Origin of the sequence: Sediminibacterium soli, from assembly GCF_009939225.1 — a bacterium.
In the GTDB taxonomy this organism is placed as follows: Bacteria; Bacteroidota; Bacteroidia; order Chitinophagales; family Chitinophagaceae; genus Sediminibacterium; species Sediminibacterium soli.
Map to the genome: position 1 here is coordinate 551,059 of NZ_JAACJR010000003.1, position 25,146 is coordinate 576,204.

Genomic DNA, 25,146 nt, shown 5'->3' on the forward strand with positions numbered 1-25,146 from the left:
TATTAATTTCAGAGCGGGAAATATGTCATAATGAAAATGAAGACCGTGTTTATCGTCGCTCTGTCTGCGTTCCTGGCTGCGTCGGCCGCTGCGCAACCCGTGTCGGTAAAGGAACTGAAGCCGGCCGAAGGAAACTGGAAAGGCACTTATTCCTTCGAAATGGAAGGGGGCAAAAAAACCGTCAAACCTGTGTCGGTGCGGATCAGCAGTATGGGGCGCAACCGCATCCTGGTCAGTTACCTGTTTAGCGATCCGGCGCAACCCGCTTATACAGATACCCTGCTGATCACCCATAACGGTTATGTATTTGCAGAACGAACCATTACACAGAAATCCGTAACGGAAGACGGGGCGTTGCTGCTGGTGACCGAGAGCCAAGCGCATACAGGCAACCAACCCCTGTGGGTAAGGCATAGCTACCTGTTTGGTAAAAACCGGGTGCAACTGGCAAGGCATACAGGCGATGGTAACGGAGCATGGCATGTAGTGAACGAATACCTGCTTTCGAGATGAAAAAGCCATACTGGCTCGAACGATTGCCTTCGCTAAGCGCCGCTGTGGTCGATTTCGACCGCAACAGGGATACGCTGCTGGCAATGGATTTTACCGATGCCAACCAGGATCTGACAGACAGTGTCGTTACCGATACCGACGCATTTTCCGAATACATAACGAACCAACTGCAGGCAGCGAATGCACGCTATGGCATTGGCGGTTACGACGAACTGAGAACGGTGTACAGCCGCAGTTCTGTTTTTGACGGTGGTGCGTCTGCCGGGGAACCAAGAAGACTTCATCTGGGCATCGATATATGGGGCGCGGCGGGATCGCCTGTTTACGCTCCGCTGGCCGGGACGATACACAGTTTTGCCTTCAACGATCATTACGGCGATTATGGCGCAACCATCATTCTTGCGCACCGGGTTGACGAGCAGGTGTTCCATAGCCTGTACGGCCATCTTTCCCTGTCGGACCTGGATGAATTATACGAGGGAAAACAGGTGGAACAGGGAAGCCGGATCGCTGGTTTTGGGCAGCCATCGGAGAACGGGCACTGGCCGCCACACCTGCATTTTCAGCTGATCATCGATATGGAGGGAAAAAAAGGAGATTACCCCGGTGTATGTAAATTAAGCGAACGCGACCTGTACCTGGCCAACTGCCCCAACCCTGATGGAATATTACAGCTGATGCAATATGCATAAACACCTGCCGGATACTTTTCAAGAAACGGTGCCGAAAAGCGCAGCGCAGTTACGGCAGCGCTTTTACGATCTCCTGCCATTCTTCTTGCAGCGAAAGATCGGGAAAGGGTTTTGCGGCACGATGGTACCAGTACCGCGCATTTCCGGTATCGCCTTCCTTCCTGTGAAGATAGGCGTGTACCCATGCTGCCGTTCCGCCGTTGAGATCATTGATCAGGTCATGGGCTTTTTCCCAGTCGCCCTTCCCGTCATACCATAAAGCCGTCAGGTAAACGGAAAAACGGGGCGGATCGTTTGCAGTAAGGGTTTGTTCGAATGCTTCAAAAGACATACGGCAAGGTACAAAACAAACAAACCGCCGAAGCGGTCTGTCTGTTTTATAGAACCGGCCTGTCTTCGATTACCAGGGAAGTTCTTCGCCGAGATGAATGAATTTGCCGTTGGGGCCGTTTTCATCAAGCAGTGCCAGTGCAACGGATGTTTTGGCGCCATCGTTGATGTTCATGGGCGCAGCTTCCGTACCCATATCTGTTTTTACCCAACCCGGGTGCGCGGAGTTCACTTTCACCGTTGTATTCGCCAGCGACTGTGCCAGGTGAACGGTGTACGAGTTCAATGCCGTTTTGGAGGTATCGTATGCAAACAGTTTCGACTGGTAGATCGGCGAGTCCTGGCTGGCATGCAGTCCGAGTGAACCAAGTATGCTGCTAAGGTTCACAATCCTGCCTGCCGCACTTTTTTTGATCAGGGGTAACAGCGTGTTGGTGAGTTTTACCAGGTTGAAAAAATTGGTATCGAGGGTAGAGCGCAGCACGGTATCGTCGATAGATTCGGTGGTGTTGGTTGTCCATTCCCTGCTTTCTATCTGTACACCCGCGTTGTTGATCAGTATATCCAGTTTGCCGTACCGGTTCAGAATATAATCGTGTGTATTCCTGATGTCCTGGTTATTGTCTACATCCAGTTGCAGAAATTCAACGTCCAGCCCCTGGGCCTGCAATGCTTCCACGGATTTCAGTCCTTTCTCGGGGTTGCGCGAGCCGGCTATCACTTTGATGCCTTCTTTTGCCAGTTGTTTTACGGTTTCGAGTCCCAAGCCTTTATTAGCGCCCGTTACCAGTGCGATTTTTTTTGACATAATAGTTGTTTTTGACGGTTAATATTTGTATATACAAATGTTTTTTGAAAAAAAATCAGATCCTGTCTGCGATCCTTGTCATGTACTGGATAAACTGTTTGCTGTCGCTCTTGCCCAGCAGTTCCGTATATTTTTCATGAAAGTCTTCCGAACATTTTTTCAGCAGCGGTTTCATTTCCCTGGCTTTCTGTGTGGGGAAGACATTGGTCTGTTTGCCTTCCGAAACGCGTGTCACCAGTTTTCTTTCCTCCAGTTTTTCCACCAGCCGGGTAATGGTGCTGGGGGTTAACTGTAAATGCTGCGCGATGATCCCCGCCTGTATACCCGGCTCCTCGAGGGTAAGCAGCAGAAGATAGGCATGGCTTGGCGCCAGACCGGTTTCCTTCCAGCTTTCGGCGGCCATTTTCTCGATTTTACGGGCCACCGTACCGGCGAGAAAATTAGGACAGGTACAATATCTGCACTCGGAAGTTTTCATTGGTCTGACAAAGATAAATAAGATATTTGTATGTACAAATATTAATTTCAGCCACTTTACACCGTTCTGTGTATTCTGTGTTGATTTTTTCCGAAACGCAGGAATCGCAGTTCAACACAGAATACGGTTAGCTTTTTAACCTCTTTAACCTCACCAATCGTCCGATTTTGTAATTTCGTTTATGCCCAATGATAACCTGAACAGTGATGCCTCGAGGCTGAATCCGGCCGACAGGGAATTTGAGAACACCATCCGTCCGCAGGAGATCGATGATTTTTCGGGGCAGCCGCAGCTGATAGAGAACCTCCGCATTTTTATCAAGGCGGCGAAGATCAGGGGAGAGGCGCTGGACCATATTCTTTTTCATGGCCCCCCGGGTCTGGGCAAGACCACACTGAGCCGGATAGTGGCCAATGAACTTGGCGTGAGCATCAGGGAAACTTCAGGACCTGTGATCGAAAAACCGGGAGACCTGGCCGGCCTGTTAACAGGTCTGCAGCCCAACGATGTGCTGTTTATTGACGAGATACACCGTTTGAGCACGGTGGTGGAAGAATACCTGTATGCCGCCATGGAAGATTTCCGTATCGATATTCTGATCGACAGCGGACCGAGTGCGCGCAGCGTGCAGATCAACCTCAATCCTTTTACGCTGGTGGGCGCCACCACCCGCAGCGGTTTGCTGACGGCGCCGTTGCTGTCGCGTTTCGGCATCAAATCAAGACTGGAATATTACCATGCCGAAACACTTAAAAAGATCATTGAGCGAAGCGCTGCCATTCTCGATGTGCGTATCAGTTCGGATGCAGCGACGGAGATAGCCGGCCGTAGCCGTGGTACGCCGCGTATCGCCAACGGACTGCTTCGCAGGGTACGCGATTTTGCGCAGGTGCTCAACGATGGCATAGTGGATATCGGCATCACCCAGCATGCCCTGCGTTCGCTGAATGTGGATGCACACGGGCTGGATGAGATGGATAACCGCATTCTCCTGACCATCATTGATAAATTCAAGGGCGGCCCGGTTGGCATCACCACCATTGCCACCGCCGTTGGGGAAGAACCCGGCACACTCGAGGAAGTGTATGAGCCGTTCCTGATACAGGAAGGATTTCTTCAGCGCACACCCCGTGGCCGCGAGGTTACCGCCAAAGCCTATGAACATACCGGCCGCAATCCCCGCTCCGGCAACCACCCCGATCTGTTCTCCTGACTCTCCGCGAACCTCCGGTCCCTGTGTTGATTTTCTAAAAATTCAGAACGTTACCCAAAAAGAAAAATGCCCCGAAACAACTCCGGGGCATTTTTGATTCTTTATTTTTTAGCTTCTAAGGCGCTACCAGCCTGAATCCGTTTCCATGGATGTTAACGATCTCGATATTGGAATCGTCTTTCAGGTATTTGCGCAGTTTGGCGATGTATACGTCCATGCTTCGGCCGTTGAAATAGGTATCGCTGCCCCAGATCTTTTTCAGGGCCCTTTCGCGCGGCAGCAGGTCGTTCTTGTGCTCCGCCAGCATTTTCAGCAGTTCATTTTCTTTTGGAGAAAGTGTTTGGGTAATATCATCGTGTTTCAGTTCCCGCAGTTTGGGGTTGAAATGGTACCTGCCCAGGTCAAACTCCACATTGTCGTTTACCTTGTTTTCTTCCTCGTTGCGTTTAAGGATGGCGCGGATCTTCAGCAGCAGCACTTCGCTGTCGAAGGGTTTGGTAATATAATCATCGGCACCCAGTTTATAGCCCTGGATGATATCATCCTTCATGGTCTTGGCGCTGAGAAAGAACAGGGGTATATCCGGGTCTACATCGCGGATCTCCTCTGCAAGGGTAAAACCGTCCATATTGGGCATCATTACATCCAGAAGACAGATATCAAATTTCTCGCGCTGGAATGCGGCAAGGCCCAGGCGGCCATCCCTTTCCAGGGTAACATCAAAATCGTTCAGCTCCAGATAGTTCTTCAGTACCATGCCAAGATTGGTATCATCTTCACATAAAAGGATCTTACTTTTTTTGTCTTCCATGATTATTTGTTTAACGTGAAATAAAGATAAAACGAAGCCAATTCACGGATCGTTACAGCAATCTTTTGTTAAAGATGACCTTATTATTAACCGGTTGAAAAGTTGATAAGCGGTGGTGTGCCATGCGACCCGGCAACCTTTCCACTATCCTTCATTCCATCTAAATTAATCAATTCTTTCCTCCCCTGAATCCGGGTACCGAATTTTTCTCCTCCAATACGAGGGCAAAATTATCATGCCAGCTATCGTTGAAACAAGCCTTGTTGCATGAGTAAAATTGGGTTGCTTCAACATTTTCCCCGGCTGTATCGGCCTGTCAAATTTTGTTTCGGCTCTTTTCTTATCAACTGATCGGTACCGAACATGAAACCGATTATTTTCTTATAACCCCCTGATCATCAATATGGATCAGTTTTTCATCCTGCAGGTGCCCGATAACGGTCCAGATTTTTTCGCGACTGTATTGCCTGAGCTGCGGTAAGAGTGTGTCGATGCTGCTGCTGGTTCCCGCCGATGCTTCTATGATCTTCCTGATGGCATCGAATTCTTCTTTGCCGATCTCCTTTCTTTTGGCGGCAAGACAATGATCGCAGATACCACAGTCTTTTGTTCCGGTATCGCCGAAATAGTCAGCAATGAAGCGGCTCCTGCATCCTTCCGTACTGTCGATATACCGGACCACCTTTTCAAGTCTTGCTGCATACATTTTTTTGCGCTGCAGGTATTTGTCCTGGTCGATATGCAGGTATTGTGCCGGCGCACGGTTCAGCAGGTAGTGCACCTGGGGTGTATTTTTTTGCGGCAGGTATTGAATGATGCCATACGCCTGCAGCTGCTGCAGCCCCTTTGTTACCTCTTCAACAGACAACCTGCATAGTTTCGCCATCTGTCTTTCAAACACCGATAGGCGGTTGTCAAGAATGCCTTCATAGGTCCGCAGCAGGCATTTTATTAATGGTTCGAGTGCCTGATGAACTGTTTGAAAAGTATCCATGGTTTCCCGGTCGGCCGTAAATACCACCTGTGAAGGAAGGAAGATATTTTCCGAAAAGCCGATATGCCCTTCCTGCTCCAGCACCTTCAGTGTATTGACGACCTGCAAGGTATCGAGCTGAAAATTTTTTACAAAGACCGGGAGATCGAAATCATAATACAATCCCTCGCCGTTGCCCACCGGTATATGCAGGTAATCGGCCAAAGCCTGGTAAACCTTTCTGATCACCGCAATGGGCGGAAACTTTTTATCCGGCAGCGCCAGCAGGGTCTGGCTGTCTTCGGGGCCGTAAAGCAGTGCGGCAAACGATTTCTTACCGTCTCTGCCTGCCCTGCCTGCTTCCTGGTAATAGTTTTCCAGGCAATCGGGTACATCGTAATGGATCACGCTTCGTACATCGGGTTTGTCGATGCCCATGCCAAAGGCGTTGGTGCATACCATTACCCTGATATGCCCGCTGATCCATGCCTGCTGTTTTGCCGTGCGTTCCTCTGCGGTTAACCCGGCATGGTAGTCGTCTGCCGCAATTTTGTGCAGGTTCAGTGTGCGCGCCAGCTGTTTTGTCTGGCGCCTGCTGCCGCAGTAAACAATGCTGCTGCCCGGTACATTGCTGAGCACATCGATCGTTTTATGGATCTTGCTGTCAACCCGCAGCACGCTGTAAGAGAGATTGGGCCGCTCAAAGGATTGCCGGAATATACTCGCCTCTTTTAGCCGCAGCTGTTGTACAATATCGTCCTGTACCTGCGGTGTGGCCGATGCGGTAAGGGCGATGATGCCCGCATCCGGCAGTTCTGCCCGTAAAGAAAGTATGCGCAGGTAGGCGGGACGAAAATCGTAACCCCACTGCGAAATGCAATGCGCTTCATCCACCGCTATCAACCCGATATCCATGGCCGGAAGCCATTCCCTGAACACCGTCGATTCGATACGTTCAGGAGACACATACAGGAATTTGTAAACACCGCCGGCCGTTTCGGCGAGGGTGTTCTTAACTTCCCATACCGTCATGCCGCTGTGCAGTGCCGCAGCGCTGATGTTTCTTTTTTTCAGATTCTCCACCTGGTCCTGCATCAGTGCAATCAGCGGACTGATCACCAGGCAAACACCGTCCATCAGCAGCGCCGGCACCTGGAAGCAGATTGATTTACCCCCGCCCGTCGGCAGCAAAGCCAATGTATCCCTTCCCGCCAATACAGACCCGATGATCTCCTCCTGCATCGGCCGGAAGGCCTTGTGCTGCCAGTGGGTTTGGAGGATGTATAGAGGAGAGGGCATGAGTTGGCGTGAGTTGATGGGTTATGTTTGGGTGATCATTCGGGTGAGCATGAGAAAGCAGCGTGAGATATATTCTCCGGTTTTTTCGTTTGATAAGGGTTCGTAATAGCCCAGTTCCGCAGCAATATCCAAGGCTGTATCGACTTCGATAAGAGAGCTTCTCGCAATTTCAAAAAAGCATCTTCTGTCATTGGGATAACTTCTTGAGCAATCTTCTGCAATATTAAGATGAATTGACAATGCGGCCCGGCGAATTTGCTGAACCAGGTTATACCGCTCTTCCGGAGGAGAATTTCTGCTTACTCTGTAAATAGTCAGCAATAATTGTTTCGACAATTGATAAACATCCAGTTTGGTATGTGCTAAAGTGAGGTGCATGCTGCCATTCTAAATTACCACCCCCCATAAAACCCCAATAGCGTATTTATACCTAATCAACCCATTCCACATCACCCCCTGCTCACGCCAACTCACGCCTCAGGTCTGACGTCTCACGCCCCCTCACCACTTTCTTAAAATTCAGCCTCACCGAATTCACCGCCAGCACTACATCGCTCAGTCCCATTACCAGTGCGCCGAACGTGGGACTGAGGAATCCGAGGGCGGCTACGGGTATGGCGACGATATTGTAGGCAAAGGCCCAGAACAGGTTTTGGCGAATGGTGATATAGGTGTGCTTGCCGAGGCCGAGAGACAGGGGCAGGTTCTTCAGTCCATGGTTCATCAATACCACCTGTGCGCTTTGCATGGCAATATGCGAGGCATCGCTTAATGATACGCCCACGGTTGCCCGGGCCAGTGCGGGTGCATCGTTGATGCCGTCGCCTACCATGGCAACGGGTGCGTTTTTATTGAGTGCGGCAATCTTTTCCAGCTTCTGCTGCGGTGTTTGTTCCGCAATCACCTCTTCTATGCCGAGCGCGGCGGCTACCTGTTCGCATTTCTGTTTCTGGTCACCGCTGAGCAGGATGGTTTTGATACCTGCTGATTTCAGCATGGCGATTACCTGTTTTGCCTCCGGTCTTATTTCATCGGCCACATCCACCCATCCGAGCAGCCGGTTATTTTTGAGGATATAAACATTGTGCGAGCGGTCATCCGTCAAACGCGCCGCCGCGGCATAAGAGGTGGCAAGGTATTCGTTGCCTTCTTTATCGAGGGCTTTCATACCCAGTCCCTTTACTTCTTCGATCTTCGCCCAGCGGATATCATCCTTTGTCTTCCAGCTCCGGGCGATGGCTTTGCCGATAGGATGGCTGGAATATTTTTCGAGGGAAAAAACGATGCGTTGGAATGCATAGGCAGTTACTCCGGTAACATTGGTGCCGTATGCATGCGGATCATTCCCCTGCCACAGACCAAAATCGGTGATCGTGAACAGGCCGGTGGTCAGCGTACCGGTCTTGTCGAACACCACCTGCCTGATATTGCGGAATACTTCCAGGCTCCTGGCGTTTTTAAAAAGAACGCCATTTCTGGCGGCGCGCCCAAGACCCACCGCAATGGCTGCGGGTGTTGCCAGTCCCATGGCGCAGGGACAGGCGATCACCAGCACCGCAATGCTTCTCAGCAGGCTTTCGGTAAAATTATGTCCGGCTGCAAAATAATTGAGGAGCAGGGTAAGCAGCGCGATACTGATGACAACAGGAACGAAAACGGCGCTGATCTTATCCGCGAGCTGCTGTATGGGCGGTTTTTCTGCCTGTGCATCGCTCACCATTTTCAGGATATTGGCCAGCACGGTATCTTCTCCTACGGCGGTAACATATGTTTTTATGGTACCCTCCACCACGGTGCTGCCGCCGATCAGCCTGTCGTGCATCTTTCTTTCCACCGGAATACTTTCGCCGCTTACGATCGCCTCGCTTACGCTGGCCTGTCCCCAGAGTATCTTACAATCCATCGGTACCACTTCTCCTGTTTTGATCAACAGCAGATCGCCCACTTTCAGGCTGCTGCTTTCAACAGGAAAAATATGCTCCTGGTGCTGTTCGTCGTACGCGATCATATTGGCCATTACCTTCTGGCTTACGGCCAGTTTGCGCAAGGCGGACTGGGTGGTTTCGACAGACTTATCCTCCAGCCAGTTACCGAGGAACACCAGGGTGAGGATGGTGGCGGTGGTTTCATAGAACATGAACTGTTCGGCCTGGCCAGTGAGTGTGCCGTATAAACTGTACCCGAAAGCGGCAACGGCGCCGAGCGCAATGAGTACGTTCATGTTGGGAATTCCTTTTGTCAGGCTCTTCCATGCGCTGCGGCCGAAAAAATCCATACCCACGATAAACACCGGCACGGTAAGCGCCAGCTGTACATAGGGGTTCATCAACAGGTGGCTATGCAGGCCGGGTACCATATGCAGCATCAGCGGCAGGGTAAAAACGGCGCAGAAAAGAAAACGCTGGAAATGGTTTTTGAAAAGTTTTTGTCCAGAACCGTGCTCATGTCCATGCCCGTGCGAATGCCCCACCACCTGATAGCCCAGGCTTTCAATTCCCTCGGCAATTTCATGCGCGGCATGATCCGCGGGCAGGTCAAAACTTACATTGCCGCCGATAAAATTCACTTTTACATCCTGCATACCTTTTTGCTGCAGGTATTTGTCTATCGTAAGTGCACAATTGGTGCAGCTCATTCCCTGTATTTTCCAATTCACTTTTTCCATGGTGGGTTCGTTGGGCGGTGTGCCGGTTCAGGCGCCGTCATTTGTTATACCGGTTCCGGTTAACCAGCGGACAAAATTACCCCGATTCCCCGGCCTGTACTTTTCGAATTGCGGTTAATAAATACAGCATGGTTTCAAAAGGGTTGGATCGGGCCGGTTATCTTTGCCACATGGATGCAATCTTTGGACTGGAACAGATCCGGTACGTGGTAAAAGCCCTGTGGAAGGAGGGAAAGAAACACAGGATATGGGCTTTTCATGCCGGTATGGGAACGGGGAAAACAACATTTATCCATGCGCTGTGCCAGGAACTTGGCGTAACCACCGCCATCAGCAGTCCTACATTTGCCATCATCAACGAATACAGCAGCGCCGAAGCGGGTACGATTTTTCATATGGACTGGTATCGGCTGAAAGACGAAGAAGAAGCGGTTAATGCAGGCGTGGAGGACTGCCTGCTGAGTGGCAACCGCTGCCTGGTTGAATGGCCCGATAAAGCGGCGGCACTTTTGCCCGACGATACCTTCCATATCCGCATGGAATCGCTGGATGAGCATACGAGAAGGATTGTGACAGGGGAGGAGGAAGCGGAGTGAAATGCAAATATGGGATATGAAGCCGTAGACGATAACGCATCAACCTATCAACTATTCAATTAATTTTACCCTCATGGCTGCAAAACCGTCCATAAGTCCCTCGATCACCTACGAAACCCTGGAAGAAACCCTGGATGTAAAACCGCAGGGAACTAAACTGCATATCGGTATTCCCAAGGAGATCGCGTTCCAGGAGAACAGGATAGCGCTTACGCCGGATGCGGTGGGGGTGCTGGTGGCCAATGGCAACAGGGTAACGGTGGAGCACCATGCGGGGGATGCCAGTCATTTTTCCGATAAGGACTACGCAGAAGCCGGGGCTTCCATTGTTTACGACCGCGCCGAAATATTCAAATGCCCGATACTGGTTAAAAGTGCGCCACCGGTTGAAGAAGACATGCCTTTACTGCAGCTGAACCAGACCATCATTTCGCCCATTCATCTTTCCGCGCTGAAAAAAGAGTACATAGAGCGGATGATGGAAAAAAGGATCACCGCGTTGAGCTTTGAGAATTTCAAAGACGACAGCGGCAGCTATCCCATCGTGCGCAGCATGAGCGAGATAGCGGGCAGCGCGGTGATGCTGATAGCCGGTCAGTACCTGAGCAGTTTTAACAAGGGCAAAGGCGTACTGCTGGGGGGTATCAGCGGAATACCTCCCACAAAAGTCGTTATCATCGGCGCGGGTATTGTTGGCGAATTCGCCACAAGAAACGCGCTTGCACTGGGTGCATCGGTAAAGGTTTTTGATAACAATGTGTACCGGCTGAAACAGTTGCAGAATAACCTTGGCCAGCGTATCTGGACAAGCGTTCTCGAGCCCCGTATACTGGCCAAGCAGTTAAAGACCTGCGAAGTGGCGGTGGGTGCATTGAGCAACGAATATGGCCGCGCGCCCGTAGTGGTTACGGAAGAGATGGTGGCGGCCATGCGCCCCGGAAGCATCATCATCGATGTCGCCATCGACCGCGGCGGATGTTTTGAAACCAGCGAACTCACCAGTCACGAAGATCCCACTTTTCTCAAACACGAAGTGATCCATTACTGCGTACCCAATATACCCAGCGGTTTTGCACGTACCGCAAGCCAGTCCATCAGCAATGTACTGATGCCGCTGCTCCTCGAGATCAGCGATGAGGGCGGTCTCGAAGAAATGGTCTGGCACAATGTAAACCTGCGCGAAGGCGTATACATGTTCAGGGGCGCGCTGACCGATTTTTACATCAGCCAGCGCTTCGACCTGAAATACACCGATCTGAATCTGTTGATTGCGAGCAGGAGGTAGGTTAATTTGAAAATTTGAGGATTTGACAATTTGAAAATGGAAGAGCCATTGTTGTATGGCTTACTGGCGTTATTGTTTACAGCAATGTAACAATGCAGCCATACAGCCATTTATTTTCAAATTGTCAAATTCCCGAATTTTCAAATTTAGAAACTCATCTCATCCGCACTCGGCCCATAGCTTCCGGGTATGGGAACGTCCAGGAGGCGGAGAAAAACACCTAACTGGGCCCGGTGGTGGGTGATCTGGTTAAGGGTCATTCTGATCACATCGGATTTGGGTTCTTTGCTGTATACCTCATCTCCATTGCGCAGGGTCCATAGTTCGGCCAGGCTGGCCTCACTGCCGTTCTGCAGCGCTTCGCGGCCTGTCTGCAGACTTTTTTCAAAATAGGCCACCAGTTCTTTGGTATTGTTTACCGGGGCCGGGGTGTAGGGATTGGCCGCAAAATCCAGCTCGCCGGTGGTCAGTACCATATCGATCCACAACGGAAGTTCAGCGATATGCACCGCCAGCCGGCGGATTGTCATACTTTTTGGGTGCGGCTGCCAGTCGAACTTGTCATTGGGCACGATCGACAGCATTTTACGGCTGACGGCAGACTCTTTTTCGAGCTCTTTCAGGAATTGTTTCATCTGTGACATAACGGTATTTTTTTGGTTTAGAACCCAAAGAAACCACCGGGTAGTGACAGCGTTATGTCAGCAGGGGGAAAAAAATTTTTTCGTGAGTTATCGTGAGACGTCAGACGTGAGTCGCAGGGTTTTGAGTGTGTTGGGGGAGTTGGCTGTAAACCAGCGATTGCCCCACAAAAAAAACAACTCACGCCAACTCGCGATAACGCACGTATGACCTCTGCCGTCTCACGGCCATCACTTCAGCCTCCCCGCAAGGTTTTCGATGTTTTTCCTGACCAGGTTGTTCAGTTCATAGGGTTCGATGATCTCGGCCATTTCGCCGTAGAGCATGAACCAGCGGGCGAAGCCGGAAAGGGAGGCGGAGAGAAACCTGAGCTCCACCTGCTTGCCCCTGTCTTTCTGGGACAGAAACCCGTGGTAGAATTTTTGTTCGCCGAGCCATTTCATGACCTCTTTTTCCACGAGGATGGTGATGGCATGCAGTTCCTGTTCCTCGCAGACTTTTTTCAGGAAGGACTGTAATGCCGGGTGCGGGGTATCATAAGGGATGCTGGTAACAGAGAGGTAACGGATATTGTCGATCTTGAAGGTGCGGTAGTCTTTCCGCAGGTGGCAGTAGGCAATCAGGTACCAGTACCGCCCCATCAGGTAAATGCCAACGGGTTCTGCGTTGCGGTTGGTGATTTCCTGGTTATGCTCTGCAAAATAATCGATGTTGAGCACCAGTTTTCCTGCAATCGCTTTGAGGATTTGCTGTATGTAGGCATTCTCTGTTTTTGTTTTGGAATAAGCGGGAACTTCCACCACTTCAATATGCCGGTCCATGTTTTCGAGGTGGTCTTTTTCCGTCATACGCAGCACCGATTTGATCTTGAACATGGCAGCCTGGTATACTTCCCGCGTTGCGGTGTCTGTAAGCTTACCCACCAGTTTTTCCGCTGTCAGCAGCGCCGTTGCTTCTTCTTTGGTAAACATAACGGGCGGAAGCCGGTATCCTTCCATGATGGAATAACCTGTTCCCGCTTCGCCGATAATGGGTACGCCCGATTCATCAAGCGCCCTGATATCGCGGTAAACGGTTCGCAGGCTCACCGAAAACCTGTCGGCGATTTCCTGTGCCTTTACCACGCGTTTGGATTGCAATTGTATCAGTATGGCCGCCATCCTGTCGATACGGTTCATGGTCTTTTCTTTTTAGGTGGGTATTTGGCCGCCGTATGTGCATAGGCCGCTGCCAGCGCCTCGGCGGCAACTGCTGCCGGCACTTTCTTCAGGTTTACGAAAGTGCTGCCTTTTTTACCCCAGGTACCGGGCACGGGATAAAATATACCGGGTGCAAAATCGCAGTAAACAGATTGCTCCGCGGGGGATAACAATAACATGGCAATATGGTCTGCGCTGCTGATTGTGGCAAATATTCTTTGCCTCACCCTGAATGCCTGTCGCTGAAAATGCGGGTGCTCGTCCGTGTCGGGGAAGGCCAGTGCCATTTTCCGGAAGCGGTCAATCGATACCATATGGATTGTTTTTAACGTAGCGGTCTTTTTTTCTTACTATTCTTTCCGTTACCAGCACAAGGATGGTTCCGGCCATATAGGCGGCCATATCCATCCATGCAAACGAGTTGCCGATAACGATGTTCGCTATCCTTGAACCGGCGAGTCCCAGCCGCTCTACGATCCGCAGGTACTGCAGTGTTTCGATCAGGAAGGCAAACAGTAAACTGCCTGTTGCCGTAGCAACAATGCCAAAACTGGTAAAACAGCGCACAAAACAATAGATCAGTATCACCACCAGCACGTCTCCTACGTAAGGACGGATAATGGCATCGTGTATGTATGTCGCTATCAGCACTTCCACAACGAACAATACCAATGCCAGGAGGCCATATGTTTTATGAAAACGAAGCATGATGGCAGGGTGGTTATTTGTGTTTCTTTGAAGCTTTGGCAAACCGGTTATAGGCCAGCGCAAGGGCTATCCAGTAAGCCAGTTGTTTAGCGGTGTTCAGTACACGGGCATCTACGAAGGCATACCCTTTCATGGTTCTGCCGCCCAAATCCATTTCGGTCACGCCTTCTTTTTCGAGCAGTTCATCATGTAAAACGGGGTCGAAGCGTACCATCAGTCTTTCCGGTCTTACGCCCACGCACATTTTATCGTTCACCATAAAGCAGATGCCGCCAAACATTTTTTTCTCTTCCACATTTTTATGTGTCTGGGAGATGAGTTCTCTTACCCTGTCGGCAAGTTGCGGGTGGTTGGTCATAGGGAAGGGTTTGGCTGATAAGGCACTTCGTTGCCGCAGTCGGCTCCTTTTTCCACGGTGCTTATGTTCTGCAAGGTAATGGTTGCGATCTGTTCAAAAGCTTCGTTGGTAAAGAATCCCTGGTGGGCAGTAACGAGTACATTCGGAAAACTCATCAGCCGGGCGATGATGTCGTCTTCGATAATGCTTTCCGAAAGGTCCCGGAAAAAAAGATTTTCTTCCTGTTCATATACATCCATCCCCAGGTAACCCAGCTGTCCTGTTTTCAATGCGTCTATGGCATCTTTGGTATCGATTACCGCGCCGCGGCTGGTATTGATCAGCATCACGCCTTTTTTCATCCGCGAAAACGATTCTTTGTTGATCAGGTGCCTGGTGTCGGGTGTCAGCGGGCAGTGCAGTGATAGGATATCCGATCTTTGGAAGAGCGTATCGAGTGACGTGTATTCAACGCCCCTGTCGGCCAGTTTCGGCGATGGAAAGCTGTCGTACGCAATTACCCTGCAGCCGAACCCGAGCATGATGGCGCAGAATGCAGCGCCGATCTGTCCCGTGCCGATTACACCCACGGTTTTCTGCCAGAGGTCAAAGCCGATCAGTTTCTCGAGCGAGAAATTGTTTTCACGCACCCGGTTATAGGCCTTATGGGTTTTCCGGTTCAGGGTAAGGGCCAGGGCTACGGCATGCTCGGCTATGGCATGTGGCGAATAGGCCGGAACACGCACCACTCGTATGCCTGTTTCCCGCGCGGCAGCCAGGTCAATATTGTTGAATCCCGCGCAACGCAGGGCAACGAGCCGTACGCCTTTCCGGGAGAGAATGGAAAGCGTTGCCCTGGTCAGCTGGTCGTTCACGAACACACAAACCGCATCGAAACCCTCGGCAAGCGGCGCCGTATCGGGGTTCAGCTGTGCTTCGTAAAAACAGAGTGTATGGTTGAACGAAGCGTTGTAACGTTCAAAAAAATATCTGTCGTAGCTCTTGGTGCTGAAAAATGCAATTTTCATGGTATAGTGGTTGCCTCACTAAAAATACACATAATGGCAGTGGATGGGAAAGGGCAGGGACGGCCGGCAACCCGAACCGGTGAATATAGCCGGTGTTATTTGTAATCGAGGATCGATATCCGCTGTTCGCAGAATTCCATTTCCGCGGTATCGTTGCTGCTGACCACGATCAGTTTGTGCCGGCAATAGGTTTTTATCAGCCTGTGGTAAAGCGCGTAGCCTGCGGCGTCGAGGTTGGTACAGGGCTCGTCGAGCAGCAATACGGGTGTATCCGAGAAAACGGCCTGCGCCAGTTTTACCCGCTGTTTCATGCCGCTGCTGTAATAGCGTATCTGTTTGTCGGCGGCTTTGCCCAGTTCAACCAGATCGAGCATTTCATCAACCGATAAGGAAGCCACCAGCGGCTTGAAATGATGGTGGAAGCGGAGCAGTTCTCTTGCCGTCATTTCTTCAATCAGTTCCAGGTAAGGTGCCGCAAGTGCCATGCTGAGGTATACCTGCTCGCTGTCTATGCCGGTTGAAACACCGCGCTGCTGCTGTGCATAGCTGATGCTTCCTTCGTTCAGCAGCAGGCTGCCTGCAATGGCCTGCAGCAGGGTGCTTTTGCCGCTTCCGTTCGGACCGGTGATGGCGTAGGAGGTACCGGGTATAAAACGGTAATCCACCCGGCGGAATATCCAGTCGCGGTTGAACCGCTTGCCGGCATCTGCCAGGGTAATCGTCAGTTCTTTTTCGTTTGTCGGGGCAGGAATGGTATGAAGATCGGGTGCGCTCATGAAGGTCTTGGCTGGTGATTAATCCTCTTCCATGGCGCCTTTTACGTATTTTTTGATGATGCCCCTGCCGCTTTCGCGTATAAAGGTCACGATCTCATCACGTTCGTCGCTTGCGGTCACTTCTTCTTCAATAAATTCAAGTGCCTGCGTTGTATTCAGTCCTTTGTTAAAGATCACTCGGTAGATATCGAGGATATGGTTGATCTTTTCGAGTTCAAATCCCCTTCTTTTCAGACCGATGCTGTTAACACCGCCATAGCTGAGCGGGTTGCGGACCGCTTTGATAAAAGGCGGTACATCCTTACTCACCAGGCTGCCTCCGGCAATATAGGCATGCTGGCCTATGTTCACGAACTGGTGCACGGCGCTTACGCCGGCTATCCAGGCCCAGTCGCCCATGGTTACATGACCGGCCAGCTGTACGCTGTTGCTCAGTACGCAGTTGTCGCCGATGATACAGTCGTGAGCGATATGGCTGTAGGCCATGATCATGCAGTTGCTGCCCACTTTTGTTTTGAGCCTGTCGCTGGTGCCGCGGTTGATGGTCACGAACTCGCGGATGGTGGTGTTGTCGCCGATCTCCACCGTTGTTTTTTCCCCATTGAATTTCAGGTCCTGCGGAATGGCGCCAAGCACGGCTCCGGGAAACACGCGGCTGTTCTTGCCAATGCGTGTGCCGTCCATGATCGTTACATTGCTGCTGATCCAGGTTCCTTCGCCTATCTGAACATCGCCGTGTATCACGGTAAACGGATCGATCTTGACATTGGGTGCAATGCGCGCATTGGGATCGATATAGGTGTATGGATGGGTCATGAAAATCGAAAATTAGTTATCAAAGGTCAATGGATCGTTGTTATTTGGCGGTCTGTCTTTTCACTATCTGCGCCACCAGGTCGGCTTCGGTGGCCACTTTACCGCCTACATATACCGTGCCCCTCATTTCGCAGATGCCGCGGCGGATCGGCCCGGTAAACTCCATTTTCAGCACCATGGTATCGCCGGGCTTTACCATCTGTTTGAATTTACAGTTGTCGATCTTGAGAAAATAGGTGTCGTACTGTCCTTCGGGCATCGAATTGATGCAGAGAATGCCGCCGGTCTGCGCCAGCGCTTCTATCTGCAATACACCGGGCATTACCGGATTGCCGGGAAAATGCCCGGGGAAGAACCATTCATTATAGGTTACGTTCTTGATGCCCACGATATAGGAATCCGTGAGTTCAATGATCTTGTCAACCAGCAGAAAAGGATGGCGGTGCGGTAATGTTTTCTCTATTTTCTCGAGCGAGTATACCGGCGGCATGGAAGGATCATAAATGGGCACATCCTTTACATGGCGGTTTTTTTTGATATACTGTTTGATTTTTTTCGCAAATTCCACATTGGTGCTGTGACCCGGGCGGTTGGCAATGATGCGTGCTTTGATGGGATACCCGATCAGCGCCAGGTCGCCAACCACATCCAGCAGTTTGTGGCGGGCGGGCTCATTGGGGAAACGGAGCTCCAGGTTGTTGAGGTACCCCTCGCTTTTGACTTCGATCCTGTCGCGTTTGAATACTTTGGCAAGACGCGACATTTCCGAATCGGTGACCGCTTTGTCAACCACCACGATCGCGTTGTTGATATCACCGCCTTTGATCAGGTCGTTGTCGAGCAGCATCTCCAGCTCATGCAGAAAACAGAAGGTGCGGCAGGGCGCGATCTCTGTTTTAAAATCCTTGATGGTTTTCAGACCGGCATGCTGGGTTCCCAGTACCGGGCTGTTGAAATCGATAAGGGTGGTGATCTGGTAGTCGATAGAAGGCAGCGCCACCATTTCCACCCGTTTCACTTCATCGTAATGATAGATGTTCTCATCAATGCTGTACCAGGCTTTTGCCGCATCCTGTTCCACTACGCCGGATTCTTCTATCAGGCTGATAAAAGGTGCGGAGCTGCCGTCCATGATGGGTATTTCCGGGCCGTTCAGTTCTATCAGCACATTGTCTACGCCCATTCCCACCAGTGCCGCCAGCACATGTTCCACCGTGCTTACCTTGGCATCGCCCAGCTGCAGCGTGGTACCGCGGCTGGTATCGGTTACCAGGTCGCAATCGGCCTTGATAACGGGCTGATTGGGCAGATCCACGCGCTGGAACTGGATGCCAAACCCCGGATTGGCCGGGCGAAGGGTCATATCAACCAGTATACCTGTGTGTAAACCTGTACCGCTGATGCTGATGGGACTGTTAAGCGTATGTTGTTTGTCGGGATTGAAATTCGTGTCCATTCTCTGAATTTAATGAGCATGCCTGCTGTCGTCCGGCGATTCTATCCGGCAAAAATAAGATTTCGTGCAGTTATATAGCGTTTTATTGCCATTGAAACGGCCGTATGCAGCCATTACTGCCTTACCGGCTGCCGCCGGTAACTAAAATACAGTCGATTGGTTATCAGGATGATAACCGGCTATTGAGTAATTCTGCCAGTTGTTTTTCCAGTTCCTGCACCCTTTTTTCCAGTTCGGGAAGATTGCGGGCAATGGCCTGTGTACGCAGGGAAACAGTGGCTTCCTGCGCGGGAGAACCGGCAAAGGATTTATGGGTTTCGCGGATGGTTTTGGATATCCCGCTTTTTGCGGCAACCCGGGTACCGTCGGCAATATGAATATGACCTACAATGCCTACCTGTCCGCCCACCATCACCTGTTTCCCGATCTTGGTGCTGCCGCTGATGCCGGTCTGGGCAGCGATCACGGTATCGCAACCGATCTCCACGTTATGGGCGATCTGGATCAGGTTATCCAGTTTTACACCGGCGCGTATCACCGTTGAGCCCATCGTGGCCCGGTCAATGGTGGTATTGGCCCCTATCTCCACGCCGTCTTCTATCACCACATTGCCTATCTGCGGTACTTTCTGGTAACTGCCGTCGGCTTTTGGTGCAAAGCCAAAACCGTCACTGCCAATTACTGCGCCGGCATGTATGGTCACCTGTTTGCCGATCACACAGTCCTGGTACACTTTTACCCCGGCATGCAACAGGGTATTGTCGGCAACGGTTACATTATTGCCGATGACAACGCCGGGAAAAATCTTTACATTATTGCCGATCCGCGTCTGTTCGCCCACATAGGCAAATGCGCCGATAAACACATTCTCCCCGATGGTGGCGGTGGAAGCGACATAACTCGGCTGCTGTATGCCGCTCAGCTGCTGGGTCTGCAGCTCCTGGTACCGGGTTAACAGGGTGGCAAAGGCAGTATAGGCATCCGCCACGCGGATAAGGGTTGCTTTGACAGCCTGCTTCAAAACCAGGTTTTCGTTGATGATGATAACCGATGCGCCGCTTGTATACAGGTATTCTTCGTATTTGGGATTGGCCAGAAAGGAGATCTGCCCCGGTTGCGCCTCTTCTATCTTGCCAAAACTGGCAACTGCGCCGGTTGGGTCGCCTTCGATCTTCCCGTTGATCATCATCGCTATTTGTGCGGCGGTAAACTGCATTGGCTGGATGGTTTGTATTTGGGAATCTGTTTGTGTTTGCCCGTACCGGGCCAGGTCATGTCAGCAGACAAATGTAGAATTTTTTAACCTGTGCCGAAAGATTTTGATCGATGAGCGCGTTCTCGATACCGGCTATGTCTTTTACGCTGCCGTCGCGGAACAGTATGTTTATGCTTTCGTCCTTTGTTTTATAAAGTGTATTGGTGGCCTCACCGGTAAAACAGAAATAATGCACCTCTTTTGCGCTGACGCCGAATTTTTCCATCGCTTCTTTTCTATACTTCTCCAAAGCGGCATCGGGAAAGGGTTCCGACTGCAGCCTTGCTTTATACAGGCGCCGCTGCAGAAAACGGTTGCATAGCAGCGACAATATCTTGTCCGGGTGCCGGGTCCAGTGCTTTACGGCGTGCATCACATCATGATCGTCTATCGAACAGAATTTCTCCAGTACCGCTTCGTTCATATGGCCGTCAAAATCGCCGAGGAAAAAATCGAGCCCGGTAAGGGTAACCAGGTGTTTATCCTGTGCGCTGTGGATTTCACGCACCCTTTCGAGTATTTTCACCAGCATGCGTTCGGCAGCGAGCACGGTTTTGTGGAGGTACACCTGCCAGTACATCTGTCTTCGCGCCACAAGGAATTTCTCAACGCTGTAAATGCCTTTTTCTTCCACCATCAGCTCGCCGTTGTGCACCACCAGCATTTTCAGGATACGGTCGTAACCGATTACCCCTTCCGATACGCCGGAAAAAAAACTGTCGCGGCTCAGGTAGTCCATCCTGTCCACATCCAGCTGCCCGCTGATCAGCTGGTGAAGAAAGGGTTTGTGGTACTCGTTGGTGAAGATCCGTATGGCCAGGTCGAGCTGGCCGTTGAGGTCGTTGTTCAGTTTACGCATCAGCTGCAGCGATAACTGCTCGTGGTGAACGCCTTCCACCAATACTTCTTCCAGCGCATGCGAAAAAGGACCGTGGCCGATATCGTGCAGCAGTATGCCGGCTTTTACGGCGGTTTCTTCCTCCTGGGTGATCTCAACACCTTTTCCCCTCAGTTCAGCGATCGCGCAGCCCATCAGGTGGTAGGCACCCAGCGAATGCAGCAGCCTGGTATGAACGGCGCCGGGATACACCAGCTGCGCCATCGCCATCTGCTGGATGCGGCGCAGCCGCTGGTAATACGGGTGTTCGATGATGGAAAAAATGACCGGGTGGCTGACGGTGATAAAACCGTGTACCGGGTCGTTGATGATTTTTCTTTTATTCGGTGCCATGCTGTTGTTGAGATGTTAAATTGATCCTGTACGGCAAGCGGTTGGCTTTTGGCCATTAGCTTTGGTATCCTGCAGGGTCTGGTATGTGCGGCAAAAATAGAAAACAAACCAACCAGGATTTATCTTCGTAACCCAAAAGCCGGCAACGGCTGTTAAATTACCGCCTATCGCAGCCAAAGCTACACAGTTCATCTTATTGAATGCCGAACCGGAAAAACTAAACCAGCACCAATGGCCGTAGCTAAGATTTTATGGGTTGACGATGAAATTGAAAGCCTGCAATCGCAGAAGCTGTTTCTCGAACACAAGGGTTATGCAGTGGAAACGCTTACCAATGGCTTTGATGCCATCGAGTATGTAAAGGATAACCTGGTTGACGTGATGCTGATCGATGAAAGCATGCCGGGAATTACCGGGCTGGAAACGCTGGCGCGCATCAAGGAACAGTACAGCCAGCTGCCGGTGATCCTGGTTACCAAGAACGAAACGGAAAACCTGATGGATGAAGCCATCGGCAGCCAGATAGCCGATTACCTGATCAAGCCGGTAAACCCCAACCAGGTACTGCTGAGCCTGAAAAAGATCATCGATAACAAGCGCCTGGTGGCGGAAAAAACCACATCGGCCTACCAGCAGCAGTTCCGGGAACTGTTTATGGCGCTGAACAGCAATCCCGATCACAACGAATGGATGGAGCTGTACAAAAAACTCGTGTACTGGGAACTGGAGATGGAGAAAAGCGACAGCCCCGAAATGCGGGAGGTTTTCCAGACGCAGAAGCAGGAGGCCAACACCGAATTCTGCAAATATATTTCCAGAAACTATGCTTCCTGGGTCGATCCCAAGGCCGCAGATGCACCCATCATGAGTCACCAGCTGTTCCGCTTCAAGGTATTGCCGCATGTGGAAAAAGGCATACCTGTTTTCTTTCTGCTGATCGATAACCTGCGCTACGACCAGTGGAAGGCGATACAACCCATTTTTGCCGAAAGCTTCCGCATACAGGAGGAGGAGACGTTTTATTCCATCCTTCCCACCGCCACCCAGTACTGCCGCAATGCCATTTTTGCGGGATTGATGCCGGTTGACATCGAAAAACAGTTTCCGCAGCAGTGGAAGAACGACGACGAGGAGGGAGGCAAGAACCTGTACGAAGAAGATTTTTTCCGCGCACAGCTGAAACGGTTGCGTAAGGAAGACACCCGTTTCAGTTACAACAAGATCCTCCATCACAACGACGGGCAGCAGCTGGTTGCCAACGTACACAATCTTTTGCAGAACGATCTTAACATCATTGTATACAATTTTGTGGATATGCTCAGTCATGCCCGCACCGAGATGGAAGTGCTGAAAGAGCTGGCCAGCGACGAAACCAGCTACCGCTCGCTTACCAAAAGCTGGTTTGAGCACAGTCCCCTGCACCAGGCACTGAAAAAGATCGCCGAGAAAAAAGTGAAAGTGATACTGGCCACCGACCATGGCAGTGTCAGGGTAAATACGCCGCGTAAGGTAATCGGCGACAAACAAACCACCACCAATCTTCGATACAAGCACGGCCGGAACCTCAATTTCGATCCGAAAGAGGTGCTGGCGTTCAAGGACCCCAAGGAGGCCGGGCTGCCCGTACCCAATGTGAACTCCTCGTTTATTTTTGCCAAAGACGATGACTTTCTCTGCTACCCGAACAACTATAACCACTATGTTAACTACTACCGCAACACCTTCCAGCACGGAGGCATCAGCCTGGAGGAAATGATTGTGCCGATCATTAAGATGGTATCGAAGGGGTAGGGTTGGTTGAAAACTTGCGTTATATGGCTGTATGGTTGAACCGCCCGATTGTGCGCCGCTAACCGTATAGCCATATAACAATGCAGCCATTTCCCCAACTTCTCCCCCTGTGGATAACTGCCCGTCCCCATCCACCCGGGCGGCTTTATTTTTGTAAGGATTAATGTCAATTGTGCGTTATGAAGTATACACAGACTACACTCGATAAGTTGGGCAATATCCTGGGCGAATCCGATTACACCGTACGGTATGAAAGAGGCACTTTCCAGAGCGGCTGGTGCCTGCTGGAAGCAAGACGTGTGGTGGTGCTGAATAAATTTCTCAGTGTGGAAGGACGGATCAATACGCTGCTGGAAATTATTCCGCAGCTCAGCATCGATTTCGACCGGCTTACGCTGGAATCGCAGAAGCTGTACGAGGAGGTGATCAAAAAAACGGCTACCGAGGCCTGATACACTTGCGGCAAATACCTGTTCCGCGGTTACGGAATTGATTTAGATTTGAATCGTGAGCGCACCACCCCTTACCATAACTTTTTTAGGCACCGGAACCAGCACGGGAATACCCATGATCGCCTGTCCCTGCCCGGTATGCGCATCTGCCGATACCCACGACAAAAGGCTGCGCAGCAGCATCCTGGTCAGTTCCGCGCATACCACGCTTGTGGTGGATACCACACCCGATTTCCGCTACCAGATGCTGCGAACAGATACCCGCAAACTGGATGGCGTAGTGTACACACACCATCATAAAGACCATATTGCGGGGATGGACGATGTGCGGGCATTCAATTTCATCAACGACCAGGTAATGCGTATTTATGCCAATGCACTTACCGAAGAAGCGCTGCGAAGGGATTTTTACTACGCTTTTATGGAGAACAAATATCCCGGCGTGCCCGAACTGAAAATGATCATGATCGATGACACGCCTTTTATGGTGGGCGATATACCGGTGCAGCCCATACAGGTATTACACCATAAACTGCCCGTAATGGGTTTCCGGTTTGGCGATTTTGTGTATATCACCGATGCCAACAGGATCGAAGACACAGAGAAAGAAAAGATACGCGGCGCAAAAATACTGGTGCTGAACGCGCTCCGCCGCGAAGCGCATATCTCTCATTTTACCCTTGACGAAGCAATCGAACTGGCAAACGAGCTCGCCGTTCCCGAAGTGTATTTTACCCATATCAGCCACCAGCTGGGCAAACATACCGATATCAACCGCGAATTACCCGCGCATATCCGGCTTGCCTGGGATGGACTGACCCTTCGTTTGTAACTCCTGTTGAAACGGTACCCTGAAAAGTACTGTATGAGAAAAATATGGAAAGAATATTTCAACTTCAGTAAGAAGGAGCGGACGGCTATATTGCTGCTGCTGCTGATTATGGCGGGTTTTATTGCCGCGCCCTACTGCTACCGGCCGGCCCCGGCCATTCCTGAGCCGGAGAGCATGGTGTTCCCCGACCCGGGCAGCAGCGAATACGATACCGTAAAAACTGCGGACAGTTACGGGGAAGCGGTTGCAGAAAACGATCGTAAACCCGAAACCTTCTATTTCGATCCGAATACGCTGGAAGAACAGGGCTGGCGTAAACTGGGTATCCCCGCCAGAACCGTTCAAATCCTGCTTCGTTACCGCGAAAAAGGCGGGCGGTTCCGCCAGCCGGAAGACCTGCAGAAAATATGGGGCATGCGCAGGCAGGATGCGGAGCGGTTACAACCCTATGTGCGCATAGCCGATCGCCCGCAGCAGCAGGCAGATAAGCGTCCCGCAGCGACACCGGCAGCACCCGCGGCAAAACTTTCACCCATCGATATCAATACGGCAACAGAAGCGGCCTGGAAGGTGTTACCCGGGATAGGGGATGTGCTTGCTTCGCGCATCACCCGCTTCCGCGAGCGCATAGGCGGTTTTTCATCGGTGGAGCAGGTGCGGAAAACCTACGGCATTAGCGATTCGCTTTTTACGCTGATCAGTCCTCACCTGTTATTCAACCCTTCAAGCATGCCGGCGGTCAATATCAACACGGCATCCGCCTATGAGCTCCGAATCAAATTCGGTCTGCCATATGCTATCGCCAATGCATTGGTCCGCTATCGCGAAGCGCATGGCATTTTTCAATCGCTCAATGAGATACCCGGGCTGGTGCCGATGCCCGACAGCATTGCGCAAAAGTTAATTTTGCGCGGCCGGCTCTGATCATGTCAAAATTGATTTGGCCGGGATGGTAAAAGA

The 25,146-nt window shown here is 51.1% G+C and carries 27 protein-coding genes; 9 read left to right on the forward strand and 18 right to left on the reverse strand.

What is annotated here, in order from left to right; genetic code table 11:
• The first annotated feature begins 30 nt into the window (after positions 1-30).
• A complete protein-coding gene (locus GWC94_RS02505) occupies positions 31-513 on the forward strand; it encodes a hypothetical protein (protein WP_161833412.1) in 483 nt (160 codons plus the stop codon).
• Entirely contained in the window at positions 510-1,205 is a 696-nt protein-coding gene (locus GWC94_RS02510; RefSeq protein WP_161833413.1) for a peptidoglycan DD-metalloendopeptidase family protein, read from the forward strand. The genes GWC94_RS02505 and GWC94_RS02510 overlap by 4 nt, the downstream gene beginning before the upstream one ends.
• Before the next feature lie 49 nt (positions 1,206-1,254).
• Here the strand turns inward: GWC94_RS02510 and GWC94_RS02515 are convergent, their stop codons facing one another.
• From GWC94_RS02515 to GWC94_RS02525, 3 genes are all read right to left on the reverse strand, one after another.
• Positions 1,255-1,536, reverse strand: coding sequence for a hypothetical protein (locus GWC94_RS02515; RefSeq protein WP_161833414.1), 282 nt, complete (start codon positions 1,534-1,536; stop codon positions 1,255-1,257).
• 69 nt (positions 1,537-1,605) lie between these two features.
• Positions 1,606-2,343, reverse strand: a complete 738-nt coding sequence (locus GWC94_RS02520) for an SDR family oxidoreductase (RefSeq protein ID WP_161833415.1) — start codon at positions 2,341-2,343, stop codon at positions 1,606-1,608.
• Between the two features lie 55 nt (positions 2,344-2,398).
• On the reverse strand, positions 2,399-2,821 hold the full coding sequence (locus GWC94_RS02525) for a MarR family winged helix-turn-helix transcriptional regulator (protein WP_161833416.1): 423 nt from the start codon (positions 2,819-2,821) through the stop codon (positions 2,399-2,401).
• Between the two features lie 181 nt (positions 2,822-3,002).
• Between GWC94_RS02525 and ruvB the strand changes: the two genes are divergently transcribed.
• Positions 3,003-4,034 (forward strand): Holliday junction branch migration DNA helicase RuvB, encoded by a 1,032-nt coding sequence (ruvB, locus tag GWC94_RS02530; protein WP_161833417.1) that lies wholly within the window; start codon positions 3,003-3,005, stop codon positions 4,032-4,034.
• A 115-nt stretch (positions 4,035-4,149) separates the two neighbouring features.
• Here ruvB and GWC94_RS02535 read toward each other — a convergent pair whose 3' ends face one another.
• The 4 genes from GWC94_RS02535 to GWC94_RS02550 form a co-directional block, all read right to left on the reverse strand.
• Positions 4,150-4,845, reverse strand: a complete 696-nt coding sequence (locus GWC94_RS02535; protein ID WP_161833418.1) for a response regulator transcription factor — start codon at positions 4,843-4,845, stop codon at positions 4,150-4,152.
• Positions 4,846-5,218: 373 nt separating this feature from the next.
• Positions 5,219-7,117: a RecQ family ATP-dependent DNA helicase gene (locus GWC94_RS02540; protein WP_161833419.1), complete on the reverse strand. Its 1,899-nt coding sequence runs from the start codon at positions 7,115-7,117 to the stop codon at positions 5,219-5,221.
• A 21-nt stretch (positions 7,118-7,138) separates the two neighbouring features.
• On the reverse strand, positions 7,139-7,495 hold the full coding sequence (locus GWC94_RS02545) for a four helix bundle protein (RefSeq protein WP_161833420.1): 357 nt from the start codon (positions 7,493-7,495) through the stop codon (positions 7,139-7,141).
• A gap of 82 nt (positions 7,496-7,577) precedes the next feature.
• The gene (locus tag GWC94_RS02550; protein WP_161833421.1) at positions 7,578-9,782 is read right to left on the reverse strand and encodes a heavy metal translocating P-type ATPase; all 2,205 of its coding nucleotides are present in this window, start codon (positions 9,780-9,782) and stop codon (positions 7,578-7,580) included.
• Positions 9,783-9,952: 170 nt separating this feature from the next.
• Between GWC94_RS02550 and tsaE the strand changes: the two genes are divergently transcribed.
• The gene (tsaE, locus tag GWC94_RS02555; protein WP_161833422.1) at positions 9,953-10,378 is read left to right on the forward strand and encodes a tRNA (adenosine(37)-N6)-threonylcarbamoyltransferase complex ATPase subunit type 1 TsaE; all 426 of its coding nucleotides are present in this window, start codon (positions 9,953-9,955) and stop codon (positions 10,376-10,378) included.
• Between the two features lie 73 nt (positions 10,379-10,451).
• Complete coding sequence (locus tag GWC94_RS02560) at positions 10,452-11,663, forward strand: alanine dehydrogenase (protein ID WP_161833423.1); 1,212 nt, start codon at positions 10,452-10,454, stop codon at positions 11,661-11,663.
• A gap of 146 nt (positions 11,664-11,809) precedes the next feature.
• Here the strand turns inward: GWC94_RS02560 and GWC94_RS02565 are convergent, their stop codons facing one another.
• The 11 genes from GWC94_RS02565 to GWC94_RS02615 form a co-directional block, all read right to left on the reverse strand.
• Positions 11,810-12,307, reverse strand: coding sequence for a DinB family protein (locus GWC94_RS02565; RefSeq protein WP_161833424.1), 498 nt, complete (start codon positions 12,305-12,307; stop codon positions 11,810-11,812).
• A 228-nt stretch (positions 12,308-12,535) separates the two neighbouring features.
• A complete protein-coding gene (locus GWC94_RS02570; RefSeq protein WP_161833425.1) occupies positions 12,536-13,483 on the reverse strand; it encodes a helix-turn-helix transcriptional regulator in 948 nt (315 codons plus the stop codon).
• The gene (locus GWC94_RS02575) at positions 13,480-13,818 is read right to left on the reverse strand and encodes an MmcQ/YjbR family DNA-binding protein (protein ID WP_161833426.1); all 339 of its coding nucleotides are present in this window, start codon (positions 13,816-13,818) and stop codon (positions 13,480-13,482) included. The genes GWC94_RS02570 and GWC94_RS02575 overlap by 4 nt, the downstream gene beginning before the upstream one ends.
• Positions 13,805-14,212, reverse strand: a complete 408-nt coding sequence (locus GWC94_RS02580; protein WP_161833427.1) for a ribosomal maturation YjgA family protein — start codon at positions 14,210-14,212, stop codon at positions 13,805-13,807. Before GWC94_RS02580 ends, GWC94_RS02575 begins: the two co-directional genes overlap by 14 nt.
• 13 nt (positions 14,213-14,225) lie before the next feature.
• A complete protein-coding gene (locus tag GWC94_RS02585; protein ID WP_161833428.1) occupies positions 14,226-14,570 on the reverse strand; it encodes a TfoX/Sxy family protein in 345 nt (114 codons plus the stop codon).
• Entirely contained in the window at positions 14,567-15,577 is a 1,011-nt protein-coding gene (locus GWC94_RS02590; RefSeq protein ID WP_161833429.1) for a 2-hydroxyacid dehydrogenase, read from the reverse strand. Before GWC94_RS02590 ends, GWC94_RS02585 begins: the two co-directional genes overlap by 4 nt.
• A gap of 95 nt (positions 15,578-15,672) precedes the next feature.
• Complete coding sequence (locus GWC94_RS02595; RefSeq protein WP_235918428.1) at positions 15,673-16,353, reverse strand: ABC transporter ATP-binding protein; 681 nt, start codon at positions 16,351-16,353, stop codon at positions 15,673-15,675.
• An 18-nt stretch (positions 16,354-16,371) separates the two neighbouring features.
• The gene (lpxA, locus tag GWC94_RS02600) at positions 16,372-17,169 is read right to left on the reverse strand and encodes an acyl-ACP--UDP-N-acetylglucosamine O-acyltransferase (RefSeq protein ID WP_161833430.1); all 798 of its coding nucleotides are present in this window, start codon (positions 17,167-17,169) and stop codon (positions 16,372-16,374) included.
• Positions 17,170-17,209: 40 nt separating this feature from the next.
• On the reverse strand, positions 17,210-18,625 hold the full coding sequence (locus GWC94_RS02605) for a bifunctional UDP-3-O-[3-hydroxymyristoyl] N-acetylglucosamine deacetylase/3-hydroxyacyl-ACP dehydratase (RefSeq protein ID WP_161833431.1): 1,416 nt from the start codon (positions 18,623-18,625) through the stop codon (positions 17,210-17,212).
• A 163-nt stretch (positions 18,626-18,788) separates the two neighbouring features.
• Positions 18,789-19,841, reverse strand: coding sequence for a UDP-3-O-(3-hydroxymyristoyl)glucosamine N-acyltransferase (gene lpxD, locus GWC94_RS02610; protein ID WP_161833432.1), 1,053 nt, complete (start codon positions 19,839-19,841; stop codon positions 18,789-18,791).
• Positions 19,842-19,896: 55 nt separating this feature from the next.
• Complete coding sequence (locus tag GWC94_RS02615) at positions 19,897-21,111, reverse strand: HD domain-containing protein (RefSeq protein ID WP_161833433.1); 1,215 nt, start codon at positions 21,109-21,111, stop codon at positions 19,897-19,899.
• Between the two features lie 231 nt (positions 21,112-21,342).
• On the opposite strand from GWC94_RS02615, the gene porX reads away from it, so the two are divergent.
• The 4 genes from porX (at position 21,343) to GWC94_RS02635 (ending at position 25,110) form a co-directional block, all read left to right on the forward strand.
• Positions 21,343-22,902 carry a T9SS response regulator signal transducer PorX gene (gene porX, locus GWC94_RS02620; protein WP_161833434.1) on the forward strand — a complete coding sequence of 520 codons (1,560 nt, stop codon included), beginning with the start codon at positions 21,343-21,345 and terminating at the stop codon, positions 22,900-22,902.
• Between the two features lie 179 nt (positions 22,903-23,081).
• A complete protein-coding gene (locus tag GWC94_RS02625; protein WP_161833435.1) occupies positions 23,082-23,354 on the forward strand; it encodes a hypothetical protein in 273 nt (90 codons plus the stop codon).
• A 55-nt stretch (positions 23,355-23,409) separates the two neighbouring features.
• Complete coding sequence (locus GWC94_RS02630; RefSeq protein ID WP_317163415.1) at positions 23,410-24,186, forward strand: MBL fold metallo-hydrolase; 777 nt, start codon at positions 23,410-23,412, stop codon at positions 24,184-24,186.
• Between the two features lie 33 nt (positions 24,187-24,219).
• On the forward strand, positions 24,220-25,110 hold the full coding sequence (locus GWC94_RS02635; RefSeq protein ID WP_161833436.1) for a ComEA family DNA-binding protein: 891 nt from the start codon (positions 24,220-24,222) through the stop codon (positions 25,108-25,110).
• Positions 25,111-25,146: the final 36 nt, after the last annotated feature.